Here is an 18,512-nt window from a genome sequence, read left to right on the forward strand (position 1 = left end):
TTGAGTTTTGGCGATTCGCGCATCAAAACTCTATTGTGCTTGAATTACTCATAGTAGCCTTCAGTCGATTTGCGGAATGTCTTGAACTGATTGGCATCATGGCCGAACCAAACGTCTGAATTGGTTTCTTTCGAGATTCTGCGGATTTTTTCAACGGCAGAAGTATAGCCGACGGAATCATAAAGAATGCCAGGCGGTTTGATCGGAGGGCCATAGCTTTCTGCTGTGTAAATGGCATCGGAAGCAAGGATGATTCCACCTGTTTCAGGAAGCTCGATTTGCAGCCCCAGCATCCCCCAAGCATGGCCGCTTCCGAAATTCAGGATTTTGATGCCTTCGGCAAGCTGCAAGCCATCTTCAGTCCGTTTGACGGTCTGCCATTGGAGGTTGTTCTTGATCCAGGCATCAATGTCCCCCCAGATGTAGGCGCCTTCCTTCATATTCCGGGCGTATGTCTGCAGTGCACCGTTCAGTTCATCTTCGTGGACGATGATGGTCGCATTAGTGAACAGCTCGAGACAGCCTGCATGATCCAAATGCAGATGGGAAGCAACCACATATTTGATATCTTCTGGACGAACGTTCAATTCCTCCAGACGATGATGCAAATAACACTCCTCCGGCATGTCTATCGGAAACAGGGATTGTGTCACTTTCCCCCAGCGGCCTTCCGCACCCATTGAATTTGGATTGCAGGCCGTGTCGAACAGGATCTTGCCCTCGGGATGGTCGATCAATACCGTATAGACCGGAAAGGTCACCATCTCACTTGGTGGATTTGGATTCTGTACACTCGCCGGGTTGTGCATTGAAATCATGTAGTTCTTATCCATGCTTAATGTGCCATTATCCATTACATACAGCTTTGGATTCGGCTTGATAATACCCGTCATCAATTTTCCCCCTCTCAGAATAATTCCATAATATCACAATTTTCAGAAAATAACACCAGCTGCACAAAAAAACTCCTGAGCGTTTGAGCTCAAGAGTTAAAAGATGGGGTTTGTTGATTAATGAACCATGGCGGGCTCAAAGAATTCCTTGTATAATTCATTCAATATCCTTTGTTCATCTTCCTTCAGGATGCCGAAGACTAAGCTGACCTCAGAAGATCCCTGGTTGATCATTTCGATATTGACGCCGGTTCTGGCAAATGCATTTGCTGCGCGGGCAGTAAGGCCTTTTGTATTATTCATGCCTTCTCCAACCAAAACAATCATGGAAAAATCGCTGCGGATATGGACGTCGTCGGCTTGGAGCTCCGACTTTACACGGTCCACAATGCGCTGTTCCTTTTCAGTGGACAGCTGATGGCTGCGCAAAATGACAGACAGGTTATCGATGCCGGATGGGATATGTTCATAAGAAATTTCTTCATCTTCCAGTATTTGAAGCAGTCTGCGTCCGAAACCGATTTCGCGGTTCATCAAGTATTTACTGACGTACAATGTCGAGAAGCCGCTATCTGCTGAGATTCCTGTTACCGGACGCAGCGAATGATCGCGCTCTGCAACGATCATTGTACCGGGTGCTGCTGGATTATTGGTGTTGCGGATGCATAGCGGAACAGCCGCTTTGAAGACCGGCATAAGTGCTTCGTCATGCAAAACAGCAAATCCGGCATACGAAAGCTCGCGCATTTCCCGGTAAGTCATCTGTTCGATTTCGACTGGGTTGTCGACGACACGCGGATTGGCCGCAAATACACAGTCGACATCGGTGAAGTTTTCGTATAGCTCCGCTTTAATTGCAGCTGCCAGAATGGAGCCGGTGATGTCTGAGCCGCCGCGCTCGAAAGTCCGAAGGACGCCTTCTTTTGTATAGCCGAAAAATCCGGGGAAGACGGTGATGGTTTCTTTATTGCGCAGATCTGCCAAACGTTCATAAGCTTCCGGAAGAGCTTGGGCACGCTCCGGCAATCCATTTACAAATAACCCGGCATCAAACGGGTTGACGTATTCGGCAGGAAGACCGATGGAGGTCAGGTAAGCGGCAATCAATTTTGCAGAGTTGTCTTCACCGCTCGCTTTAATCGAGTCCGCAAAAAGAGGGGGAGAACTTTTATCTGCTTGAAGGCGATTCAAGAGGTCAGTTTCGATGACTTCAATGATATCATTGCCCAACCCTAATCCATCAGCGATTTCCGAATATCTTCCCACGACCTTGGCAAGAGCGGCAACAGTCGATTCTTCACGAAGTGCTGCTGCTGACAATTGGATGAGCAAATCAGTGACTTTTACGTCACCATCGTATCTTTTTCCTGGAGCAGAAACGACGACAATCCTGCGCGAAGGCTCTGCTTTAACGATTTCTGCCACTTTTTTTATCTGTTGTGCACTAGCTACTGAGGTACCGCCAAATTTGCTAACTTTCATCCAATCAAGTCCCATCTTTTTTAATAGTCTGTAAAAGGGTTGTTTTAAGTAAGATATAATACTATAATGTCCCTATGACAAAAACAGCTGTTTTTTCACAGTGTACACACCATGGGAGGAATCGTCAATGAAAAATGAAATTTCAATCGGATTATTAGGCCTTGGAACAGTGGGCAGCGGAGTTGCTAAAATCATCCAGCAGCATCAGCAGGATTTGCATCATAAATTAGGTGCCCAGGTTTCAATCCGGAAAGTACTGGTCAGAAATGCCAACAAGGACCGGCTTTCCAGTTTAGATCCGAGTGTTTTCACGACGGATATAGAAGAAATATTGAATGATTCTTCTCTCGATATCATCGTTGAGGTGATGGGCGGCATAGACGGTGCGAAATCAGCCATCGAAAAAGCGCTCAAATCCGGCAAGCAGGTCGTTACCGCCAATAAAGACGTGATGGCGGAATATGGCCATGATCTATTGAAACTTGCGGATGCCGAAAAATGTGATCTTTTCTATGAAGCAAGTGTCGCCGGCGGAGTGCCGATCATCCGCACATTGGAAGATGGTCTGGCATCAGACCGAATCTCCAGTTTGATGGGAATCGTCAATGGTACAACCAACTTCATCATGACAAAAATGAAACAAGAGAATATGACTTATGACGACGCATTGGCTGAAGCGACTGCACTTGGCTATGCTGAGGCAGACCCGTCATCCGATGTCGATGGCATCGATGCAGCACGGAAAATGGTCATCTTGTCTTCTCTGGCATTTTCGACAGAAGTCCACTTGGATGACGTTCTGGTCAGAGGCATGAAGGAAATTCGCGATGGCGATTTGGAGCTTGCGAATAAGTTCGGTTATACCATGAAAATGGTCGGTTCTTCAACTAAAGACGATGACGGAATCGAAGTTTCGGTAGAACCGATTTTCCTGGCAAACTCACATCCGCTGGCTTCTGTTAACAATGAATTCAACGCCGTGTACATATACGGTGATGCTGTAGGAGAAACGATGCTGTATGGTCCGGGAGCAGGATCTTTGCCGACGGCCACTTCAGTGGTCTCCGACATTATCGCAGCCTGCCGTAACCTGCAGCTTGGCGTCAACGGAAAACGTGCACATGCCGCACAACACGAACGTGTCATGAAACCGGAATCGAAACGGTTTGCAAAATACTGCCACCGCTTGTTGGTAAATGATGAAGTCGGTGTTTTATCAAAAATGACTTCCATCTACAGCAAACACGGAGCAAGCATCCAATCGGTCATGCAATCGCCGGCACAGGATGATGGAAAAGCCGAATTGGTATTACTGACGCATCAGATTTCCCGACAGCAGCATTTGGATGTATTAAGTGAATTAGAAGGAACGGCGAGCGTCATCAGCCATTACCGCATAGAAGGAGAGGAAACAGCATGAGATGGCAAGGATTGATCGAAGAACATAAAGAGTGGCTTCCCGTTACAGAAAACACCCCTTCCCTGACGTTGCAGGAAGGCAATACGCCTTTGGTGCATTTGGAGAAACTGTCAAAAGAATGGGGAATTGACCTCTATGTAAAACTGGAAGGTGCGAATCCGACCGGTTCTTTTAAAGACCGAGGAATGGTAATGGCTGTCGCCAAGGCCAAAGAAGAAGGAAAGACCGTATTGATTTGTGCTTCAACCGGCAATACCTCCGCTTCAGCAGCAGCTTATGGTGCAAGAGCGGGTATGCGAACCATCGTTGTCATTCCGGAAGGGCGCATCGCACTTGGGAAATTGGCGCAAGCCAAAATGTATGGAGCGGAAATTCTTGAAATCAAAGGGAACTTTGACGAAGCGCTGCAGATGGTGCGTGAAGTTGGTCAGGAAGCTGGCATCGCGCTAGTGAATTCCGTCAACCCTTACCGCCTTGAAGGCCAGAAAACCATCGCATTTGAAGTGATCGACCAATTGGGCCAAGTACCGGATATCTTCGCTTTGCCGGTCGGCAATGCCGGCAACATTTCGGCATCCTGGAAAGGCTTTACCGAATATGCTGAACGTACAGGCGAAAAACGGCCAACTCTTTTGGGTGTACAGGCAGCTGGAGCAGCACCGATTGTCAACAATAAAGTTGTGGAAAATCCGGAAACGGTGGCAACAGCCATCCGCATCGGCAACCCGGCAAGCTGGCAGTTGGCTCTTAATGCCTTAGACCAGTCAAACGGCACGATTCTAGCGGCAACAGATGAAGAAATCCTGGAAGCATACCAGCTACTGGCTTCAACTGAAGGGGTATTCGCTGAACCTGCATCATGCGCTTCTATCGCGGGCATCAAAAAACAGGTAGAGAATGGCATGTTGCCGAAAGGTTCGAAAGTGGTTGCTGTCCTGACAGGCAACGGATTGAAAGATCCTGAAACGGCGATTTCGGTTAATCAGCATAAAGCACTTCTTGTTCCGGAAGACATGGAACGTTTTTGGGAGGATCTTAAAAAAGGAGTGAAGATATGAGCTGGAAAGAATTTTCGGTGACCGTTCCTGCTTCAACGGCCAATCTGGGTCCTGGATTTGATTCGATCGGCTTGGCGTTGGACCTTCATATGTTCGTCCATGTTTTGCCGGCTGAAGAATGGCTGGTCGAATACAAAGATCAAGGCTACCAGCAGATTGCAAATGGCATCGACAATTTGATCGTTGCCACTGCGCAGGCAGTTGCGGATAAATACGGCCAACCACTACCGACCGCTAAATTGGTCGTGGAGACAGAGATTCCGTTGAGCAGAGGGCTTGGAAGCAGTGCATCTGCAATTGCTGCAGGAATTGAAATTGCGGATCGTTTAATCGGATTAAAACTGCCGATGAAAGAGAAATTGAGAATCGGAACGGAAATGGAAGGCCATCCGGACAATATTTCGGCATCACTTCTGGGCGGTTTGACCATTTCCTATTTCGATGAAGATAATCTTGAAGTCGTCCATGTTCCGGAAGTGGAAATCGGCGTGGTGATCTTGGTTCCTCCTACAGAATTTCTGACTGCAGAATCACGGAATCTGCTTCCGGAAGCCTTAGCCCACAAAACAGCTATACGCGGCAGCGCTGCCGGAAATGTTGTGTCAGCTGCTTTAGCAAGAGGCGACTGGCGGACTGCAGGCCGGATGATGCAGAAAGATGTTTTTCATGAACCCTACCGGAAAGACAGATTTCCTGATTTTAATGCGATTCAACAAAGTTGCCTCGAGCTTGATGTCTTTGGTTCGGCTATCAGCGGCGCAGGCCCATCTTTGTTCATCGCGGTAGAAAAAGGCAGGGAAAAAGAGGTAGCCGCCCAATTGGCGGAGAAGTTCCCACTTTATGAATGCATGGTTACAAGGCCCTCTTCCAATGGGGTTAAAATTGGCGAAACAGTTGTATGAACAAGAAAAAGCGATCCGGATTTTCCGGATCGCTTTTTTTATTGTTTTAATGTGCAATCTGTATTTTAAAGCTTTATCGAAATGTATTTGGTTTCCAGGAATGCTTCTAAGCCTTCCTGTCCGCCTTCGCGGCCTACACCACTTTCTTTCATACCGCCGAATGGAGCTTGGGCTGTTGAAGGGGCTCCATCATTCCAGCCGACAATTCCGTAGTCCAGGTTTTCGGATAGGTAAGTGCCGCGGGACATGCTTTCGGTGAAGAAGTAGGCTGCTAAACCAAAACGCGTGTCATTTGCCAGTTTGACCGCTTCTTCATCTGTTTCAAAAGACATGATGGGAGCTACAGGGCCGAATGTTTCCTCGTTCATAACCAACATGTCTGAAGTGGCATCGACCAGTACTGTCGGGTTAAAGAAGTATGCATTGTTTTCTGAGCGGCCATCACCGCCAACCAAAACTTTGGCGCCTTTTTCAACAGCGTCATTGACGTGCTTCTCGACCTTTTCATAGCCGTCTTTATCAACCAATGGCCCAATCTGGACACCTTCATCCAGTCCATTGCCGACTTTCAGGTTGCCGGCAGCCTGTTGGAGTTTCTGAGAAAACTCCTCAACGATGCTTCGCTGGACGTAAATCCGGTTGCCGCAGACACAGGTCTGCCCGGCGTTTCGGAACTTCGATGCCATAACGCCTTCAACCGCCAGGTCCATATCGGCATCCTCCAAAACGATGATCGGTGCGTGGCCTCCGAGTTCAAGAGATAAATTCAACATAGTTTCAGAAGCCTGCTTCATCAATTCCTTGCCTATTTCAGTAGAGCCTGTAAACGTCAGTTTGCGGACGTCCGGATGGCTGGTGAAAACTTTTCCGATCTTGCTGGCACTGCCGGTCACTAGGTTGATGACACCTTTAGGAAATCCTGCCTCAATGGCAAGCTCGTACATTTTGACTGCAGTCAACGGCGTCATTTTTGCCGGTTTGGCTACAAATGTGCATCCCGCAGCAAGGGCAGGAGCCATTTTTCTGGCCATCATGGCTGCCGGGAAGTTCCAAGGTGTAATGGAGACCACAACGCCAACAGGCTGTTTGTTGACCTGAATCCGTTTGCCTTCTTTACTGGCCGGAATTGTGCGCCCATATACACGCTTTCCTTCTTCGGCAAACCAGGAGACGAATGAAGCCGAATATTCGATTTCGCCAATGGCTTCAGCCAAAGGTTTCCCCATCTCCTTCGTCAGGATTTCCCCGATCTCCTCTTTATGCTCAAGCAATAGATCATGCCATTTCATCAGAAGTTCAGCACGGTGATAGGCCGTTGTCTTCGCCCATTCCGGGAAAGCAGCAGCCGCTGCTTCGATTGCTTCAGTAGCTTCCTGTTCACCACCGTTGGGCACTGAACCTACGACTTCACCTGTTGCGGGGTTCGTCACGTCTATTTTTCCGTCACCTGTATTGGTCCACTCGCCGTTAATATAATGTCTACCTTCCATTTGTTCGAATCCTCCTTTTGATTTTCGCTTATCCTAATAAATACCTCTAATGGATGATAGGTAAACGTTGAGAATCAATTGGAGGGTCGGCAGTTCGTAAAATGGACATATTTCAGAAAGTGTAGATTGATATGCAATATATAGGCTTTGGAATCGTTTTCATAAAATATGAATCATTATTCAATTTAATATTATTTCGAAATAGTCGTTTTATTCTATTTATTAGCCTCCGATAGTGTGCTACTATTGCATCATTAAAAAAATACTCTTTGTAAAGCTTTGATTTCAATAGCTTATTAGTAATCAGGAAAAAAAGGGAGGACATGGAAATGGCTCAAATGCTGGCGTTAACGATTTTGATTTTTGTATTGTTTATTGGCGAAGCGGTTTCAACCCGCACCAAAGCGTGGATTCCTTCGATATTTATCAGTGGAGTCCTGTTCCTGCTGGGATACTGGACGTTCTTTCCTCCTGAGATTGTGGCGATTGCAGGTATTCCACCTGCAGTAGCAGTAATGCTCATTTATCTATTGATCACCAACATGGGAACACTTTTGTCGCTGGAAGAATTAAAAAATCAATGGAGAACTATCCTGATTGCCATATCCGGTATTTTAGGAATTATCGCTGCCTTATTCAGCATCGGAATCCTGCTGTTCGACTTTGAAACAGTCGTGGTTGCGATTCCGCCGTTGGTTGGCGGACTGGTTTCTGCGCTGATCATGTCGGAAGGGGCAACTGCTGCGGGGCTCCCGACTCTGGCTGTTTTTGCGATTGTCATATATGTGGTCCAAGGATTTGCAGGTTACCCGCTGACTTCGATCATGCTGAAAAAAGAAGGCCAAAATCTGTTGGCCAAATACAGAAATAATGAATTGACTGCAAAGCAATTGCCTGGTGAACAAAAAGGGACGACGGGTAAGACCGTAAAAGAGCCGCGCATGTTTGCCAACATGCCGGATAAATACAACACCGACTTCTTCAAATTTTTCCGTCTGGCATTGGTCGGTTACCTTGCGTATCTGACATCTGTCCTTGCAGCACCGGTAGTGGAAATCAGCCCGTTTGTCCTATGTCTACTGTTCGGTGTCATCGGGCGCAGCATCGGTTTCCTGGAACGCCACCCGTTGCAAAAAGCAAACGGATTCGGGTTTGCGATCATGGGGCTGCTGCTTTATATTTTCGACGGCTTGAAAAATGCCACTCCGAGCATGATGCTGGAAATCCTATACCCGCTTATCGGCTGTATCGTTATTGGTGTTGCAGGGATGTATATCTTTTCATTCATCATCGGCAAACTGCTTAAAGTCAGCAAGGAAATGGCATTTGCGGTTTCCCTGACAGCTCTGTACGGTTTCCCGGCCGATTATATCATCACCGTGGAAGTCATCAATTCATTGACGAAAGACGAGGAAGAACGTGAAGTGCTGACCAGCCATATGCTGCCGCCGATGCTGGTCGCAGGGTTCATCACCGTTACGATTGTTTCGGTTATATTGGCAGGCATATTTGTCGGCTTCCTATAGAATTGGAGGAAATTCACCATGATTAACCAAACCATAAAAAATGCCATCAAAGATAACAACGAAGAAATGATTCAGATCCGCCGCCAGCTCCACAGCGAGCCGGAACTGTCATGGGAGGAGTTTCAAACTTCCCAATTTGTCTATGATTACTTAACAGAACTTGGCATTGAAGCGCGTAAGACAGAACCGACTGGCGTAATCGGAGAGCTGAAAGGCGGAAAAGAAGGCAAGACCGTCGCATTGCGAGCTGACATGGATGCTTTGTCTGTGGAAGAGTTGAATGTGGATCTGCCTTACAAGTCAAAAGAACTTGGGAAAATGCACGCATGTGGTCATGATGCGCATACATCCATGCTCTTGGCAGCTGCTAAAGCTTTGGCAAGTGTAAAAGCGGAGATTCCAGGAAATGTCCGGTTTATTTTTCAACCGGCAGAAGAAGTGGCGACTGGTGCGAAAGCAATGGTCGAACAAGGGGCAGTAGCAGGTGTTGACGATGTGTTCGGTATCCATATCTGGTCTCAAAGCCCATCTAACACTGTTGCCTGCAACCTAGGCGCTTCATTTGCTTCAGCAGATATTTTCAAAGTGCATTTCAAAGGGCAAGGCGGGCATGGAGCGATTCCGCAAGCCTGTATCGATGCAGCCATTATCGCTTCTTCTTTTGTCATGAATTTGCAGTCTGTCGTATCGCGTACCATCGACCCCCAGCAAGCAGCGGTCGTGACTGTCGGAAAGATGGTCGTCGGAACCCGCTTTAATATCATTGCAGAAAATGCGGAGATTGAAGGCACGGTAAGATGTTTTGACCCGGCGACCCGTGACCATATCGAAAATCAGCTTCAAGTCTATGCTGACAACACGGCTGCCATTTACGGAGGTTCTGCTGAAGTCGAGTATATAAGAGGGACACAGGCGGTCATCAACGGAGCAGAAAGTGCACAGTTGGTTCAGCAAGTGGCCAGTGAAGCATTCGGTGAAAATTCCATATATGATGAAAAACCGACAATGGGCGGAGAAGACTTTTCGTTTTATCTGGATGAAGTTCCCGGTAGCTTTGCATTGGTGGGCAGCGGAAATCCTGATAAAGATACACAATGGGCACATCATCATGGCAAATTCAATATTGATGAAGATGCAATGGCAACAGGCGCAGAACTCTATGCACAATATGCCTGGTCATTTTTAACCAAGCAATGAAGTTGCGAAGCACAATAAAAAAGGAGGAAATCATACCCGTGAAAAATGATAATCCTTTATACGAAGAGTTAATGAAAGACTATGATACTACGCTCGACCATTCAGGAATCAATGGAGAGCGAATTGCAAAACGGCTTTATGAATTGTCCCAAATCGGATTCGTACAGATTGGAGGCGTAAAAAGACCAGGATTTTCGGATGAAGAAAAAGCGGCAAAAGAGCTTGTGAAAAAATGGATGGCTGAAGCGGGATTGTTGGTGAAGGAAGACGGAGCCGGCAATATCATGGCAAGGCTGGAAGGCAAATCTAACGGAGCGGCGATTGCATCCGGCTCCCATGTGGACAGTGTTCCAAATGGAGGGAATTTTGACGGTCCTCTGGGCGTTCTGTCTGCTTTGGAAGTTGCAGCATCATGGAAAGAAACGGGCTATATTCCTGAAAAGCCTTATGAAGTCATCGTCTTCTCGGATGAAGAAGGATCCCGCTTTAATAGCGGATTAACGGGCAGTCAGGCAATGACAGGTGCAATCACTGAGCAGGAGATGGCTCAGCTCAGGGACTATAACGGGGAAACCCTGGAACAGGTACTGGCGCATTATGGCAGTTCCTTGGATGCTTTTAAAACGGCTAAACGGGATTTAAGTGAATTGGAACTATTTGTGGAAGTTCATATTGAACAAGGCAAAAAGTTGGAAAAGGCAGATCAGCCAGTAGGGATTGTAAATGGAATTGCAGGTCCCGCTTGGCTCGAAGTGGAATTTGTCGGAGAAGCAGGACACGCAGGGAACACGCCTATGATTGGAAGAAAAGACTCATTGGTAACAGCAGCAAAATTCCTGCAATCGATCCCTGAATTTCCAAAAACGGTCAGTGATACTGCAGTAGCGACGGTCGGGAAATTAGACGTTTTTCCTAATGGGGCGAATGTCATCCCTGAAAAAGTGAAACTGCTTGTCGATATTCGGGATATAAATGAAGAACCGAGAGACCGCCTCATCGATCAGTTGATCGAGCAGGCAGAAAAGATTGCGGCAAAAAACAATATTCAGGTGAACAGTAAGTTGAATACACGCATCCAACCAGTACCGATTGTTGAAGACCTCCAAAAGCGTTTGGCGGCTTCCCTGGAAAAGTTCGGAATTTCTCCGACCTATATTCCAAGTGGAGCGGGACACGATGCTATGAATTTGGGCCGTTTTATTCCGGTGGCTATGCTCTTTGTCAGAAGCAAGGATGGCATTAGCCATAATCCGAAAGAATGGTCATCTCTGAATGACTGCGTCACCGGCATCCATGTACTCAAGGATTTTGTTGAAGACGCGATGAATCGTTAAAATAGGATTGTGCGTTGCATTTAAACGAAACAGGAAAAGAAATACTCTTTTCCTGTTTTTTGCTGCCTTCAAAAGATTTTAAAGTAGGTTCTATGCTTAATTTTTATCCGAAAGTTAAATCCTTATAATGGATAATTAAAATTAAATTTGGAATTATCAGTATTAATTGAAATAGAGTGACTATTTTTAAAGGGAAAGGGTATAGGAAGAATAAGTACCTATCAAAGGGCTGCAATTTTTGGAGGTGGTTAGATGAAAGTAATGGAAAATCGAGTGCCTAATAGAACCAGAAATTTTTCGGAGGAAAAGATTTTAAACGAATGCCGTGAATATTTTTCATCCGAAACTGAAAAAACAGCAGAAATTGGTGAAAGGTTTATACGCTATTTTTTAAAGAACGCGTCTTCAGAAGGTGTGCTTTTCAAAACCATCAAAGAAATTACAACAGACATTACTATTTCACATCAAACTTTAACGAAAGTCTTAAAAACGCTCGAATCGAAGCAAATCATTTACCGGAGAAACGGCATTATCGGTTTGTGGAAAGATTAACGGCGAAAAGCATCTCTCAATTTATTGAGAGATGCTTTTTTTATTGGTTAAAAATAAAGAACGCATGGAAAAGATTGTTCAATAAGTTTCGAGTAGAAAGACTCTTTCCATTGTAGATTAAAAGCTCCAACTACTTATTTGTTATGAGAAGAACAAGTCTTAAGAATCAGTATTCCCACTCATGTATTAGGGTAAAAATGCCTAATCATAATGATATAAATATAAAATAATTTAACTAGATAGTCTAAGTGCTTATATTTTTTCTGAATAATTTAAAAAATATCCTTAAAAGTGTAGATTGAACCAATGATTTATGATATAAATGAACTATAATAATCTGAATTTTTAGAAATAATTACAAAAAAACCGTCTGTTTTAAGCGAAGGAGGAGAGTTTTGTGAAGAATAAGCAAGTTATTTTGTCCTTATTGATGAACTTGAAAAAACAAATTCGCTTCACAATTGGACTCATCCTTCTTTTGATGCTGGCAGTATGGGCTGTTTTTGTTTTTATTATCGAACCTGAACACCAAGTATCCAGCCAATTGCTTATCCAAGAATCAGTACCAGCGATCCCACACCTGGCTGCAGAAAAAAACCAGGTAGACTTTCAAACTTTAGAAGCATATGCAGCCTTTGTCGAAAGTCCAGAAGTACTGGAGCGGGTACGGGGAAACCTCGGATTAAAAATGTCCATCTCCCAACTTCGGGAGCGAGTGGAGGTAAGTTTTTCCGGTCATTCACCGGTTTTAACAATCCTTGTTTCTTCTGGCAGTACCCAACAGGCAATTGAAATTGCTGATGCATTGGCATTCACTTTTCAGAATGCGGTAAAGAATTCATTAAAAGCGGACAATGTCACAATTATTTCGTTGGCATCTTCACAGGATGGAAGTATAAATCCAAGTGGAAACGACCTGCTGTCTGCTCTGGTGATAGCAGCGGTTTGTGGATTAGTTTTCAGCATTTTTTCAGCAATTGGCATCGCGGCATTAAAAACAGGTGCCAATGCAAAAAAAAGAAAGTTACGAAAAAAAGAGAATCAGTTGCAGACAGTGTTTAAGTGATTTTCTAGGTGAAGCAGGGGTGGAAAGCATGTACGAGCTAATATCAATACAAGAACATAGTCGTTGGCAACGGATTCTTGATATTTTGAAAATATCGGATATTTACTATACGAGCCAATATTTTCTAGGGGCTTTGAAATTAGATCCGGGAGAAGCTTTGCTTTTCTATTACAAGGATGAAGATGGCGAGGTTGCCTATCCTTTCATCAAAAGGCGTATAAGCGATGAAAACACCCCTTATTTTGACGTTACGACTCCCTTCGGTTATGGAGGTCCTATAGTAAAAGCAGGGAAAAATCATTCCAAACTGGCCGCCAACTTTCGGAAAGCTTTTGTTGAGTATTGTCAGAGTGAAAAGATTATTGCTGAATATATACGTTTTCATCCTCTCAAAGAGAATGCCCAGTTTTTCAAAGATCACCTGAAACTCTCTCCATTGTATGAAACTTTTACAATCAAACTGAAAGATTATTTCATTTCCAACACAAAAAAACAGTCGCCCACTGGACAAGCTGATAAGGATTTGGATTTAGTGGTCAAAAAACTTGGAACGGTTCGGCATATGTTTGAATTCTTGGTGTTGTATTATTCAGCAGCAAGAAGAAGGGAAGAGGCAGACAGCTATTATTTTTTCACCAATGATTATTTTGAGACATTGATCAGTTCCATGGGTCCTAATCTCCATTTATTTGGTGCTTACCACGAAAACAAATTGGTTTCAGCATGCTATGTTCTTGCTATGGGAGATACGATCTATTACCATCTCGAGGGAAGTTTGTCCGAAGTGGAAAGTGAAAATACGCTCAGAACCCTTCTACTGAAAATTGCTGAGTGGGGAGAAGAAAATTATTATACTTTCTTCCATTTAGGTGGAGACTTTCAAGGGGAAGCAAATAAAGATACTCAGATAAAAAGAGGAATCGCTAATTGTGAACCTGCTGTTTTTTCTATCGGTCAGCAAATTCATGACTTGCAGGCCTATCACAATATGGGGTCTTTTGAAGACGAAGATATCATACGAAGATATAGAAATATTTGATGGTACAGAATGGAAGAGCATAAAAATCGCGATTATTCCGGGGAGGTATACTAATGAGATACATGCAGTATAAAGGTGTGGTAGAAAGAGAATACAAAAAATCATTGAGAAAAATCATGTATGAAATTTGTGTAGTAGAAGGGTTGAATGCTTCCCTGGGAGCAAAAAAGCTGGGAGTTGCAAAAGAGATTTTTGTTTTTTGGAGAAGTTTCTATCGTTTGGATAAGAACCAGCAATTGTTTGACCAAGCAGTCGATAATATGGAACAAATGAAATTCCTTTATTTAAATGAAGCGAAAGGCATTGATTTATCTCGCCCCTTGCAGCATCAAAATGCACAATCACTTCAAGGTCTTGAAGAATTGATTGTCCATATGATAGAGTATTATAAATGCAAACACGCTGAAAGTGGTGGTCTTGCAATAGATGCAGGAAAGTTGCCATTATATGAATTTGCACAGGAACTTCTTGAGGAGTATAAAACCGGCAGCTTACTAGCCGAAGTGGAAAACCTGAAGAAAAAAGCGTAATTGAAAATTTTCAGAATGGATGGAATGGATGCAGACTTTTACTGAAAGAGCATTGACAATTATAAAGCAGATTCCTCCCGGCAGAATTATGACTTACGGACAAGTTGCTGCAGCTGCTGGAAGTCCCCGGGCAGCCAGGCAAGTGACAAGGATCCTTCACAGCATGAGTGCCAAGTACAACTTGCCTTGGCACCGAATCGTAAACGTTCAAGGCCGTATTGCCCTTATAGATGAAGAATCCCGATCTTTCCAAAGAGAGTCGTTGCAGGCCGAAGGTGTGAAAGTGGATGCGAATGATCAGATTGATTTAAATCGTTTTCGCTTCGATCCAGAGAAGGATGGACAGTGTTGAAAAACCCTTAGCAAGGGTTTTTTTTATTGGTTATAAAGTAGTGGGAATTGTAACTGCCTGCACAATAAGAAGAAGTGAGAACTTCTCAGGGAAAGAATGCAAAGAAAATATTTTGCAGGTTAAATGTTTACTGGTTTGGAGCTCTAGGGTATACAAAACAATGGACAAACTGATTAAGTGGAAAAGAGGAAATAAACATGACAGTAAAAGATAAGCCGGTAATTGGCATAACAGCACGCGTGGAAGAAGATCAGACATACTCGCTGGATCCTGTATATGGCAGAGCGATTTTGCAGGCTGGCGGTTTACCATTAATTGTACCTATCGTAGATAAAGAAGATATCCCCTTGTTATGTGAGCGTTTGGATGGGCTGATTGTCACTGGGGGAGGAGATATAAATCCTACCCTATACGGCGAAGAGCCACATCTGCGCCTGGGAGCAGTATATCCTGGCAGTGATGAATATGAAAAAGAATTGATTTTGAAGTTTCTTGATTTAGATAAGCCTTTCATTGGAATGTGCAGGGGTTTGCAGATGTTCAATATTTCATTGGGCGGCACTAACTATCAGGATTTAGAGTCCCAGTTTGAAGGGGATTTACATCAGCATAAGCAAATGGCAATGCGGACTCACCGTACCCACTCAGTAACTTTAGAAGATGAAAGCTTATTATATGACATCATGCAGGAGAAAAAGTTCAATGTAAACTCCTTCCACCATCAGGGAGTTAAAGATGTTTCAGAACAATTGACAGTAGCAGCTTATGCGGCAGACGGATTGGTAGAAGCACTGGAAAGTAAAAACCACCAATTTGCGATGGGAATTCAATGGCATCCGGAAGAATTTGCCCTTCAAGGGGATGAGGCATCGATGAATATCTTCAAGCGTTTTGTCGATGAGTGTTTAGTGGATAAAAAACAAAATCAATAAAGTCAAAACCACAATTGAATAGAAAAAGATCCAGGGATTAGTTATTCCCTGGATCTTTTTCGTTTTCTGACGGGACAAACAGCGTTGTTTCTTTGCCATTGTCCTGAAACAAAGTATGTGCAGACGAATTGAAAGCAATAGAGGCTTGTACATAGTCGCCTCCCGACCCAGCAAAATTTACGATCATTACTATAAAAATACTGAGAAAGAAGCGCTCAGGAATGACTAACAACAGGATAATAAGCAATGTTCCCCATAATAGTACAGGAGCTAATGCGATGACAATAAAATTGCTCCGGTTAAAGACTGCTTCGCTCCCGACGGAAAGAAATGGGAAGCGAATTCGAAAGGAAGGTCGACTCCCCGAAAAGATCTTTATGAAAAGAGCGTGAGTAAGTTCATGAAAGGCCATATAAATCAAAACCAGCAAAACAGTGACTAGAAACGATAGAAAAAGGTTCAAGTCCGTTGACAAAGGCAAGCCAGTCCACAAAGCTAAACTGATCAAGACGCCGGTGATGAATACGAAAGAGAATTGAATTATCCCATTCAGGTGCTTGTCCTTAGCTAAGTTAAACGTACGTTTAGCTTCGTAGCCTGTAGGCAAGGTGCCTGTAACTTGTCCATCCATAGAAATCCCTCCATCCATAAGGTCAGGAAAGTAAAAAAATTGCCGCTTTAAAATATAAGCGGCAACCCAGTATGATTAAATGTATCAAGCTTGTTGGTTTTTAACAGACCAAGGTTCAGGCACACGGGCCTGGGCAGCAACTTCTGTTCCGACCGACCAAGGCTCAGGAACGCGGGCCTGGGCAGCAACTTCTGTTCCGACCGACCAAGGCTCAGGAACGCGGGCCTGGGCAGCAACTTCTGTTCCAACTGACCAAGGTTCAGGTACACGGGCCTGGGCAGCAACTTCTGTTCCGACCGACCAAGGCTCAGGCACACGGGCCTGAGCAGCAGTTTCAGTGCTTGTTGAATTATTAGTAAAAGGCAAAGTACTTAATACAAGAACTGAAAAGAATAATATAGTCATTCCTTTTTTCATTACTTCCACTCCCTAAAATAGAATTGTTATATTCTTATATGCTTTTCTTGCTTTGTTCATAATTTCTGCAGATTCTTTGTATTTCTTTTGTTTGTAAAAGACATCGCCCAAGTGCCCTAAAAAATATCCCATCTCAAAGTAATTTTCAGTAGCTTCAAGGCTTGGGGTTAGTCGATTTAAAACATAATCTTCAAATTCTTTGAAGTTATCATTTACTAGATGATCCAAACAAATGAATTCAATATAAGCTTCCTTAAAGGCTTGGTTTGTTGGCGAATCAAGACTTATTTTTTTATTCTCTACTATATCGAGTCCTTTTTTTAGCCAATCCTTTGCTGCTTCCTGATTTCCGAGTTCATAATTACATTTTACTAAAACACAATAACTTATTAGAATATCGGCAGGGTATTCTGGATGGATATAGTCTAATGAACTTTCGGTATGTGTAATTGCCTGCTCATAATTTTGAAACAAGAAGTACGCATAACCGATATTATATTCTGTCGTGAAACGCAGAATATCAATTTCCAGCTTGTTTCCTATCGTCAAAGCATTTTTATAATGTTCCATTGACATTCTGAAATTGCCGAAATGCTGGTGCGTAATCGCGATATTTAAGTGGCATTCGACAATGCGTTTAGGTATAAATTCCTGTTGGTAAATTTTTAGCGCCATTTCCGAATACTTGTACGCCATTTCTGTTTCTCTGCATTTAGTGCTGGAAATTCCAATTGAATAATAAAGATCTCCGAGTTCAGAAGCAGAAATCGTATTAGGGGCAATTTTTTCTGCAACAAGATAGGTCTTTAATGCTTTTTCGAAATCATTCAGGATGTAGTTGTAGTTGCCGTTGTATTTATGGAACAGGTAAAACTGTTCCTGGTTCATAAATTCCCTGAATCGATCCACTTCTTTAATTTTTTCTTCAGCACTATCCAAATCTCCGGTAATGATGAAGTACCTGATTTGTTGAATGGAGTATTCCAGTTCCACATCTTCATCAGCATGCAGTAAAGGGTGACCTTGTATGTCTGCATACTGCTCCATAATTTTAGCTTTGTTTTGAGGATGTAATAATGAGTTTTTGAAATTCTTTACGAGTACTTTTCCAATCGGATTATCTTTGGGAGCTAATGGTATAGCCAATTTTTTGCATAATGCTTCCAAGTCTTTCAACGCCGGATCTTTACTGCCGTTTTCTATTTTTTTCAGTTCCCGGGGAGACAGTATGCCAGAGGCTATATCTTCCAAGCTGATTCTCTTTTTTAAACGATGGTATTTTAAACGCATTCCCGTGTCCATTACTGCTCTCCTTTCCTTTTGCAAGGGCAGTACTTCTGTCATCCATGTAGGAGAGTTGTTTTCCGCCTTTGTCGGATCTTCCGAAAAGTAAGAAGAAAATAGATCGCCAAGTACGATAATTGCCGCCTCCATATCCTTTTTTTTACTTTGTGTTCATATCTTTAATCCATGATATCATCAATTTTCAAAATAAACTGCTTTTTTATTTTAGAAATATGGAAAAAGAGAAAAAAGGTAAAATATGCTTACTCCGGTAATTGTTGAATAAAATTTTTTTTGAAATAGACTTATCTATAGGTATATTGTATTGGAAAAGATTGGTTGACAACCAATCCTGCGCCTCAATCTAAAAAATGTGTGGATCAGCAGCCTTTCAGTAGTGGAATCAC

The 18,512-nt window shown here is 43.6% G+C and carries 18 protein-coding genes; 12 read left to right on the forward strand and 6 right to left on the reverse strand.

Annotated features, from left to right (window positions below; genetic code table 11):
- Positions 1-44: 44 nt before the first annotated feature.
- On the reverse strand, positions 45-893 hold the full coding sequence (ahlS, locus tag ACRC6Q_RS05460) for an AhlS family quorum-quenching N-acyl homoserine lactonase (RefSeq protein WP_223634155.1): 849 nt from the start codon (positions 891-893) through the stop codon (positions 45-47).
- A 117-nt stretch (positions 894-1,010) separates the two neighbouring features.
- Positions 1,011-2,375 carry an aspartate kinase gene (locus ACRC6Q_RS05465; RefSeq protein WP_431466020.1) on the reverse strand — a complete coding sequence of 455 codons (1,365 nt, stop codon included), beginning with the start codon at positions 2,373-2,375 and terminating at the stop codon, positions 1,011-1,013.
- Positions 2,376-2,502: 127 nt separating this feature from the next.
- Between ACRC6Q_RS05465 and ACRC6Q_RS05470 the strand changes: the two genes are divergently transcribed.
- The 3 genes from ACRC6Q_RS05470 to thrB are packed head-to-tail and all read left to right on the forward strand — an operon-like array spanning position 2,503 to position 5,755.
- Positions 2,503-3,795 carry a homoserine dehydrogenase gene (locus tag ACRC6Q_RS05470; protein ID WP_223634150.1) on the forward strand — a complete coding sequence of 431 codons (1,293 nt, stop codon included), beginning with the start codon at positions 2,503-2,505 and terminating at the stop codon, positions 3,793-3,795.
- On the forward strand, positions 3,792-4,853 hold the full coding sequence (gene thrC / locus ACRC6Q_RS05475) for a threonine synthase (protein WP_223634147.1): 1,062 nt from the start codon (positions 3,792-3,794) through the stop codon (positions 4,851-4,853). The genes ACRC6Q_RS05470 and thrC overlap by 4 nt, the downstream gene beginning before the upstream one ends.
- Positions 4,850-5,755, forward strand: a complete 906-nt coding sequence (gene thrB / locus ACRC6Q_RS05480) for a homoserine kinase (RefSeq protein WP_223634144.1) — start codon at positions 4,850-4,852, stop codon at positions 5,753-5,755. The genes thrC and thrB overlap by 4 nt, the downstream gene beginning before the upstream one ends.
- A 65-nt stretch (positions 5,756-5,820) precedes the next feature.
- On the opposite strand, the gene ACRC6Q_RS05485 is transcribed toward thrB, so the two are convergent.
- Positions 5,821-7,245: an NAD-dependent succinate-semialdehyde dehydrogenase gene (locus tag ACRC6Q_RS05485; protein WP_223634141.1), complete on the reverse strand. Its 1,425-nt coding sequence runs from the start codon at positions 7,243-7,245 to the stop codon at positions 5,821-5,823.
- Between the two features lie 329 nt (positions 7,246-7,574).
- Here ACRC6Q_RS05485 and ACRC6Q_RS05490 point away from each other — a divergent pair, with 329 nt between their 5' ends.
- The 9 genes from ACRC6Q_RS05490 (at position 7,575) to ACRC6Q_RS05530 (ending at position 15,773) form a co-directional block, all read left to right on the forward strand.
- Positions 7,575-8,771, forward strand: a complete 1,197-nt coding sequence (locus ACRC6Q_RS05490) for a hypothetical protein (RefSeq protein WP_223634138.1) — start codon at positions 7,575-7,577, stop codon at positions 8,769-8,771.
- 18 nt (positions 8,772-8,789) lie between these two features.
- Complete coding sequence (locus tag ACRC6Q_RS05495) at positions 8,790-9,968, forward strand: amidohydrolase (protein WP_431466021.1); 1,179 nt, start codon at positions 8,790-8,792, stop codon at positions 9,966-9,968.
- A gap of 32 nt (positions 9,969-10,000) precedes the next feature.
- A complete protein-coding gene (locus ACRC6Q_RS05500) occupies positions 10,001-11,302 on the forward strand; it encodes a M20 family metallo-hydrolase (RefSeq protein WP_431466323.1) in 1,302 nt (433 codons plus the stop codon).
- A gap of 252 nt (positions 11,303-11,554) precedes the next feature.
- Positions 11,555-11,854, forward strand: a complete 300-nt coding sequence (locus tag ACRC6Q_RS05505) for a replication/maintenance protein RepL (RefSeq protein WP_223634132.1) — start codon at positions 11,555-11,557, stop codon at positions 11,852-11,854.
- A gap of 427 nt (positions 11,855-12,281) precedes the next feature.
- Positions 12,282-12,920 (forward strand): YveK family protein, encoded by a 639-nt coding sequence (locus ACRC6Q_RS05510; protein ID WP_431466022.1) that lies wholly within the window; start codon positions 12,282-12,284, stop codon positions 12,918-12,920.
- A gap of 28 nt (positions 12,921-12,948) precedes the next feature.
- The gene (locus tag ACRC6Q_RS05515; RefSeq protein WP_223634126.1) at positions 12,949-13,959 is read left to right on the forward strand and encodes a GNAT family N-acetyltransferase; all 1,011 of its coding nucleotides are present in this window, start codon (positions 12,949-12,951) and stop codon (positions 13,957-13,959) included.
- 53 nt (positions 13,960-14,012) lie between these two features.
- Entirely contained in the window at positions 14,013-14,489 is a 477-nt protein-coding gene (locus tag ACRC6Q_RS05520; RefSeq protein ID WP_431466023.1) for a hypothetical protein, read from the forward strand.
- 28 nt (positions 14,490-14,517) lie between these two features.
- Positions 14,518-14,841 (forward strand): MGMT family protein, encoded by a 324-nt coding sequence (locus tag ACRC6Q_RS05525; RefSeq protein ID WP_223634120.1) that lies wholly within the window; start codon positions 14,518-14,520, stop codon positions 14,839-14,841.
- Between the two features lie 197 nt (positions 14,842-15,038).
- Positions 15,039-15,773, forward strand: a complete 735-nt coding sequence (locus tag ACRC6Q_RS05530; RefSeq protein WP_223634116.1) for a gamma-glutamyl-gamma-aminobutyrate hydrolase family protein — start codon at positions 15,039-15,041, stop codon at positions 15,771-15,773.
- A 37-nt stretch (positions 15,774-15,810) separates the two neighbouring features.
- Here the strand turns inward: ACRC6Q_RS05530 and ACRC6Q_RS05535 are convergent, their stop codons facing one another.
- From ACRC6Q_RS05535 to ACRC6Q_RS05545, 3 genes are all read right to left on the reverse strand, one after another.
- Positions 15,811-16,404, reverse strand: a complete 594-nt coding sequence (locus ACRC6Q_RS05535) for a DUF3267 domain-containing protein (protein WP_431466024.1) — start codon at positions 16,402-16,404, stop codon at positions 15,811-15,813.
- Positions 16,405-16,488: 84 nt separating this feature from the next.
- Positions 16,489-16,821: a hypothetical protein gene (locus ACRC6Q_RS05540; protein WP_223634113.1), complete on the reverse strand. Its 333-nt coding sequence runs from the start codon at positions 16,819-16,821 to the stop codon at positions 16,489-16,491.
- 12 nt (positions 16,822-16,833) lie between these two features.
- Positions 16,834-18,255: a helix-turn-helix domain-containing protein gene (locus tag ACRC6Q_RS05545; protein ID WP_223634111.1), complete on the reverse strand. Its 1,422-nt coding sequence runs from the start codon at positions 18,253-18,255 to the stop codon at positions 16,834-16,836.
- Positions 18,256-18,512: the final 257 nt, after the last annotated feature.

Source organism: Planococcus sp. SE5232, from assembly GCF_050686535.1.
In the GTDB taxonomy this organism is placed as follows: Bacteria; Bacillota; Bacilli; order Bacillales_A; family Planococcaceae; genus Planococcus.

Bases quoted from the DNA above. Each gene is read 5' to 3' on its own strand.
- ACRC6Q_RS05485 (WP_223634141.1), bottom strand. From the start codon at position 7,245: ATGGAAGGTAGACATTATATTAACGGCGAGTGGACCAATACAGGTGAC.
- ACRC6Q_RS05525 (WP_223634120.1), top strand. From the start codon at position 14,518: ATGCAGACTTTTACTGAAAGAGCATTGACAATTATAAAGCAGATTCCT.
- ACRC6Q_RS05515 (WP_223634126.1), top strand. From the start codon at position 12,949: ATGTACGAGCTAATATCAATACAAGAACATAGTCGTTGGCAACGGATT.
- ACRC6Q_RS05535 (WP_431466024.1), bottom strand. From the start codon at position 16,404: ATGGATGGACAAGTTACAGGCACCTTGCCTACAGGCTACGAAGCTAAA.
- ACRC6Q_RS05540 (WP_223634113.1), bottom strand. From the start codon at position 16,821: ATGAAAAAAGGAATGACTATATTATTCTTTTCAGTTCTTGTATTAAGT.
- ACRC6Q_RS05530 (WP_223634116.1), top strand. From the start codon at position 15,039: ATGACAGTAAAAGATAAGCCGGTAATTGGCATAACAGCACGCGTGGAA.
- ACRC6Q_RS05490 (WP_223634138.1), top strand. From the start codon at position 7,575: ATGGCTCAAATGCTGGCGTTAACGATTTTGATTTTTGTATTGTTTATT.
- ACRC6Q_RS05465 (WP_431466020.1), bottom strand. From the start codon at position 2,375: ATGAAAGTTAGCAAATTTGGCGGTACCTCAGTAGCTAGTGCACAACAG.
- ACRC6Q_RS05470 (WP_223634150.1), top strand. From the start codon at position 2,503: ATGAAAAATGAAATTTCAATCGGATTATTAGGCCTTGGAACAGTGGGC.
- ahlS (WP_223634155.1), bottom strand. From the start codon at position 893: ATGACGGGTATTATCAAGCCGAATCCAAAGCTGTATGTAATGGATAAT.
- ACRC6Q_RS05505 (WP_223634132.1), top strand. From the start codon at position 11,555: ATGAAAGTAATGGAAAATCGAGTGCCTAATAGAACCAGAAATTTTTCG.
- ACRC6Q_RS05520 (WP_431466023.1), top strand. From the start codon at position 14,013: ATGAGATACATGCAGTATAAAGGTGTGGTAGAAAGAGAATACAAAAAA.
- thrC (WP_223634147.1), top strand. From the start codon at position 3,792: ATGAGATGGCAAGGATTGATCGAAGAACATAAAGAGTGGCTTCCCGTT.
- ACRC6Q_RS05495 (WP_431466021.1), top strand. From the start codon at position 8,790: ATGATTAACCAAACCATAAAAAATGCCATCAAAGATAACAACGAAGAA.
- ACRC6Q_RS05545 (WP_223634111.1), bottom strand. From the start codon at position 18,255: ATGGAGGCGGCAATTATCGTACTTGGCGATCTATTTTCTTCTTACTTT.
- thrB (WP_223634144.1), top strand. From the start codon at position 4,850: ATGAGCTGGAAAGAATTTTCGGTGACCGTTCCTGCTTCAACGGCCAAT.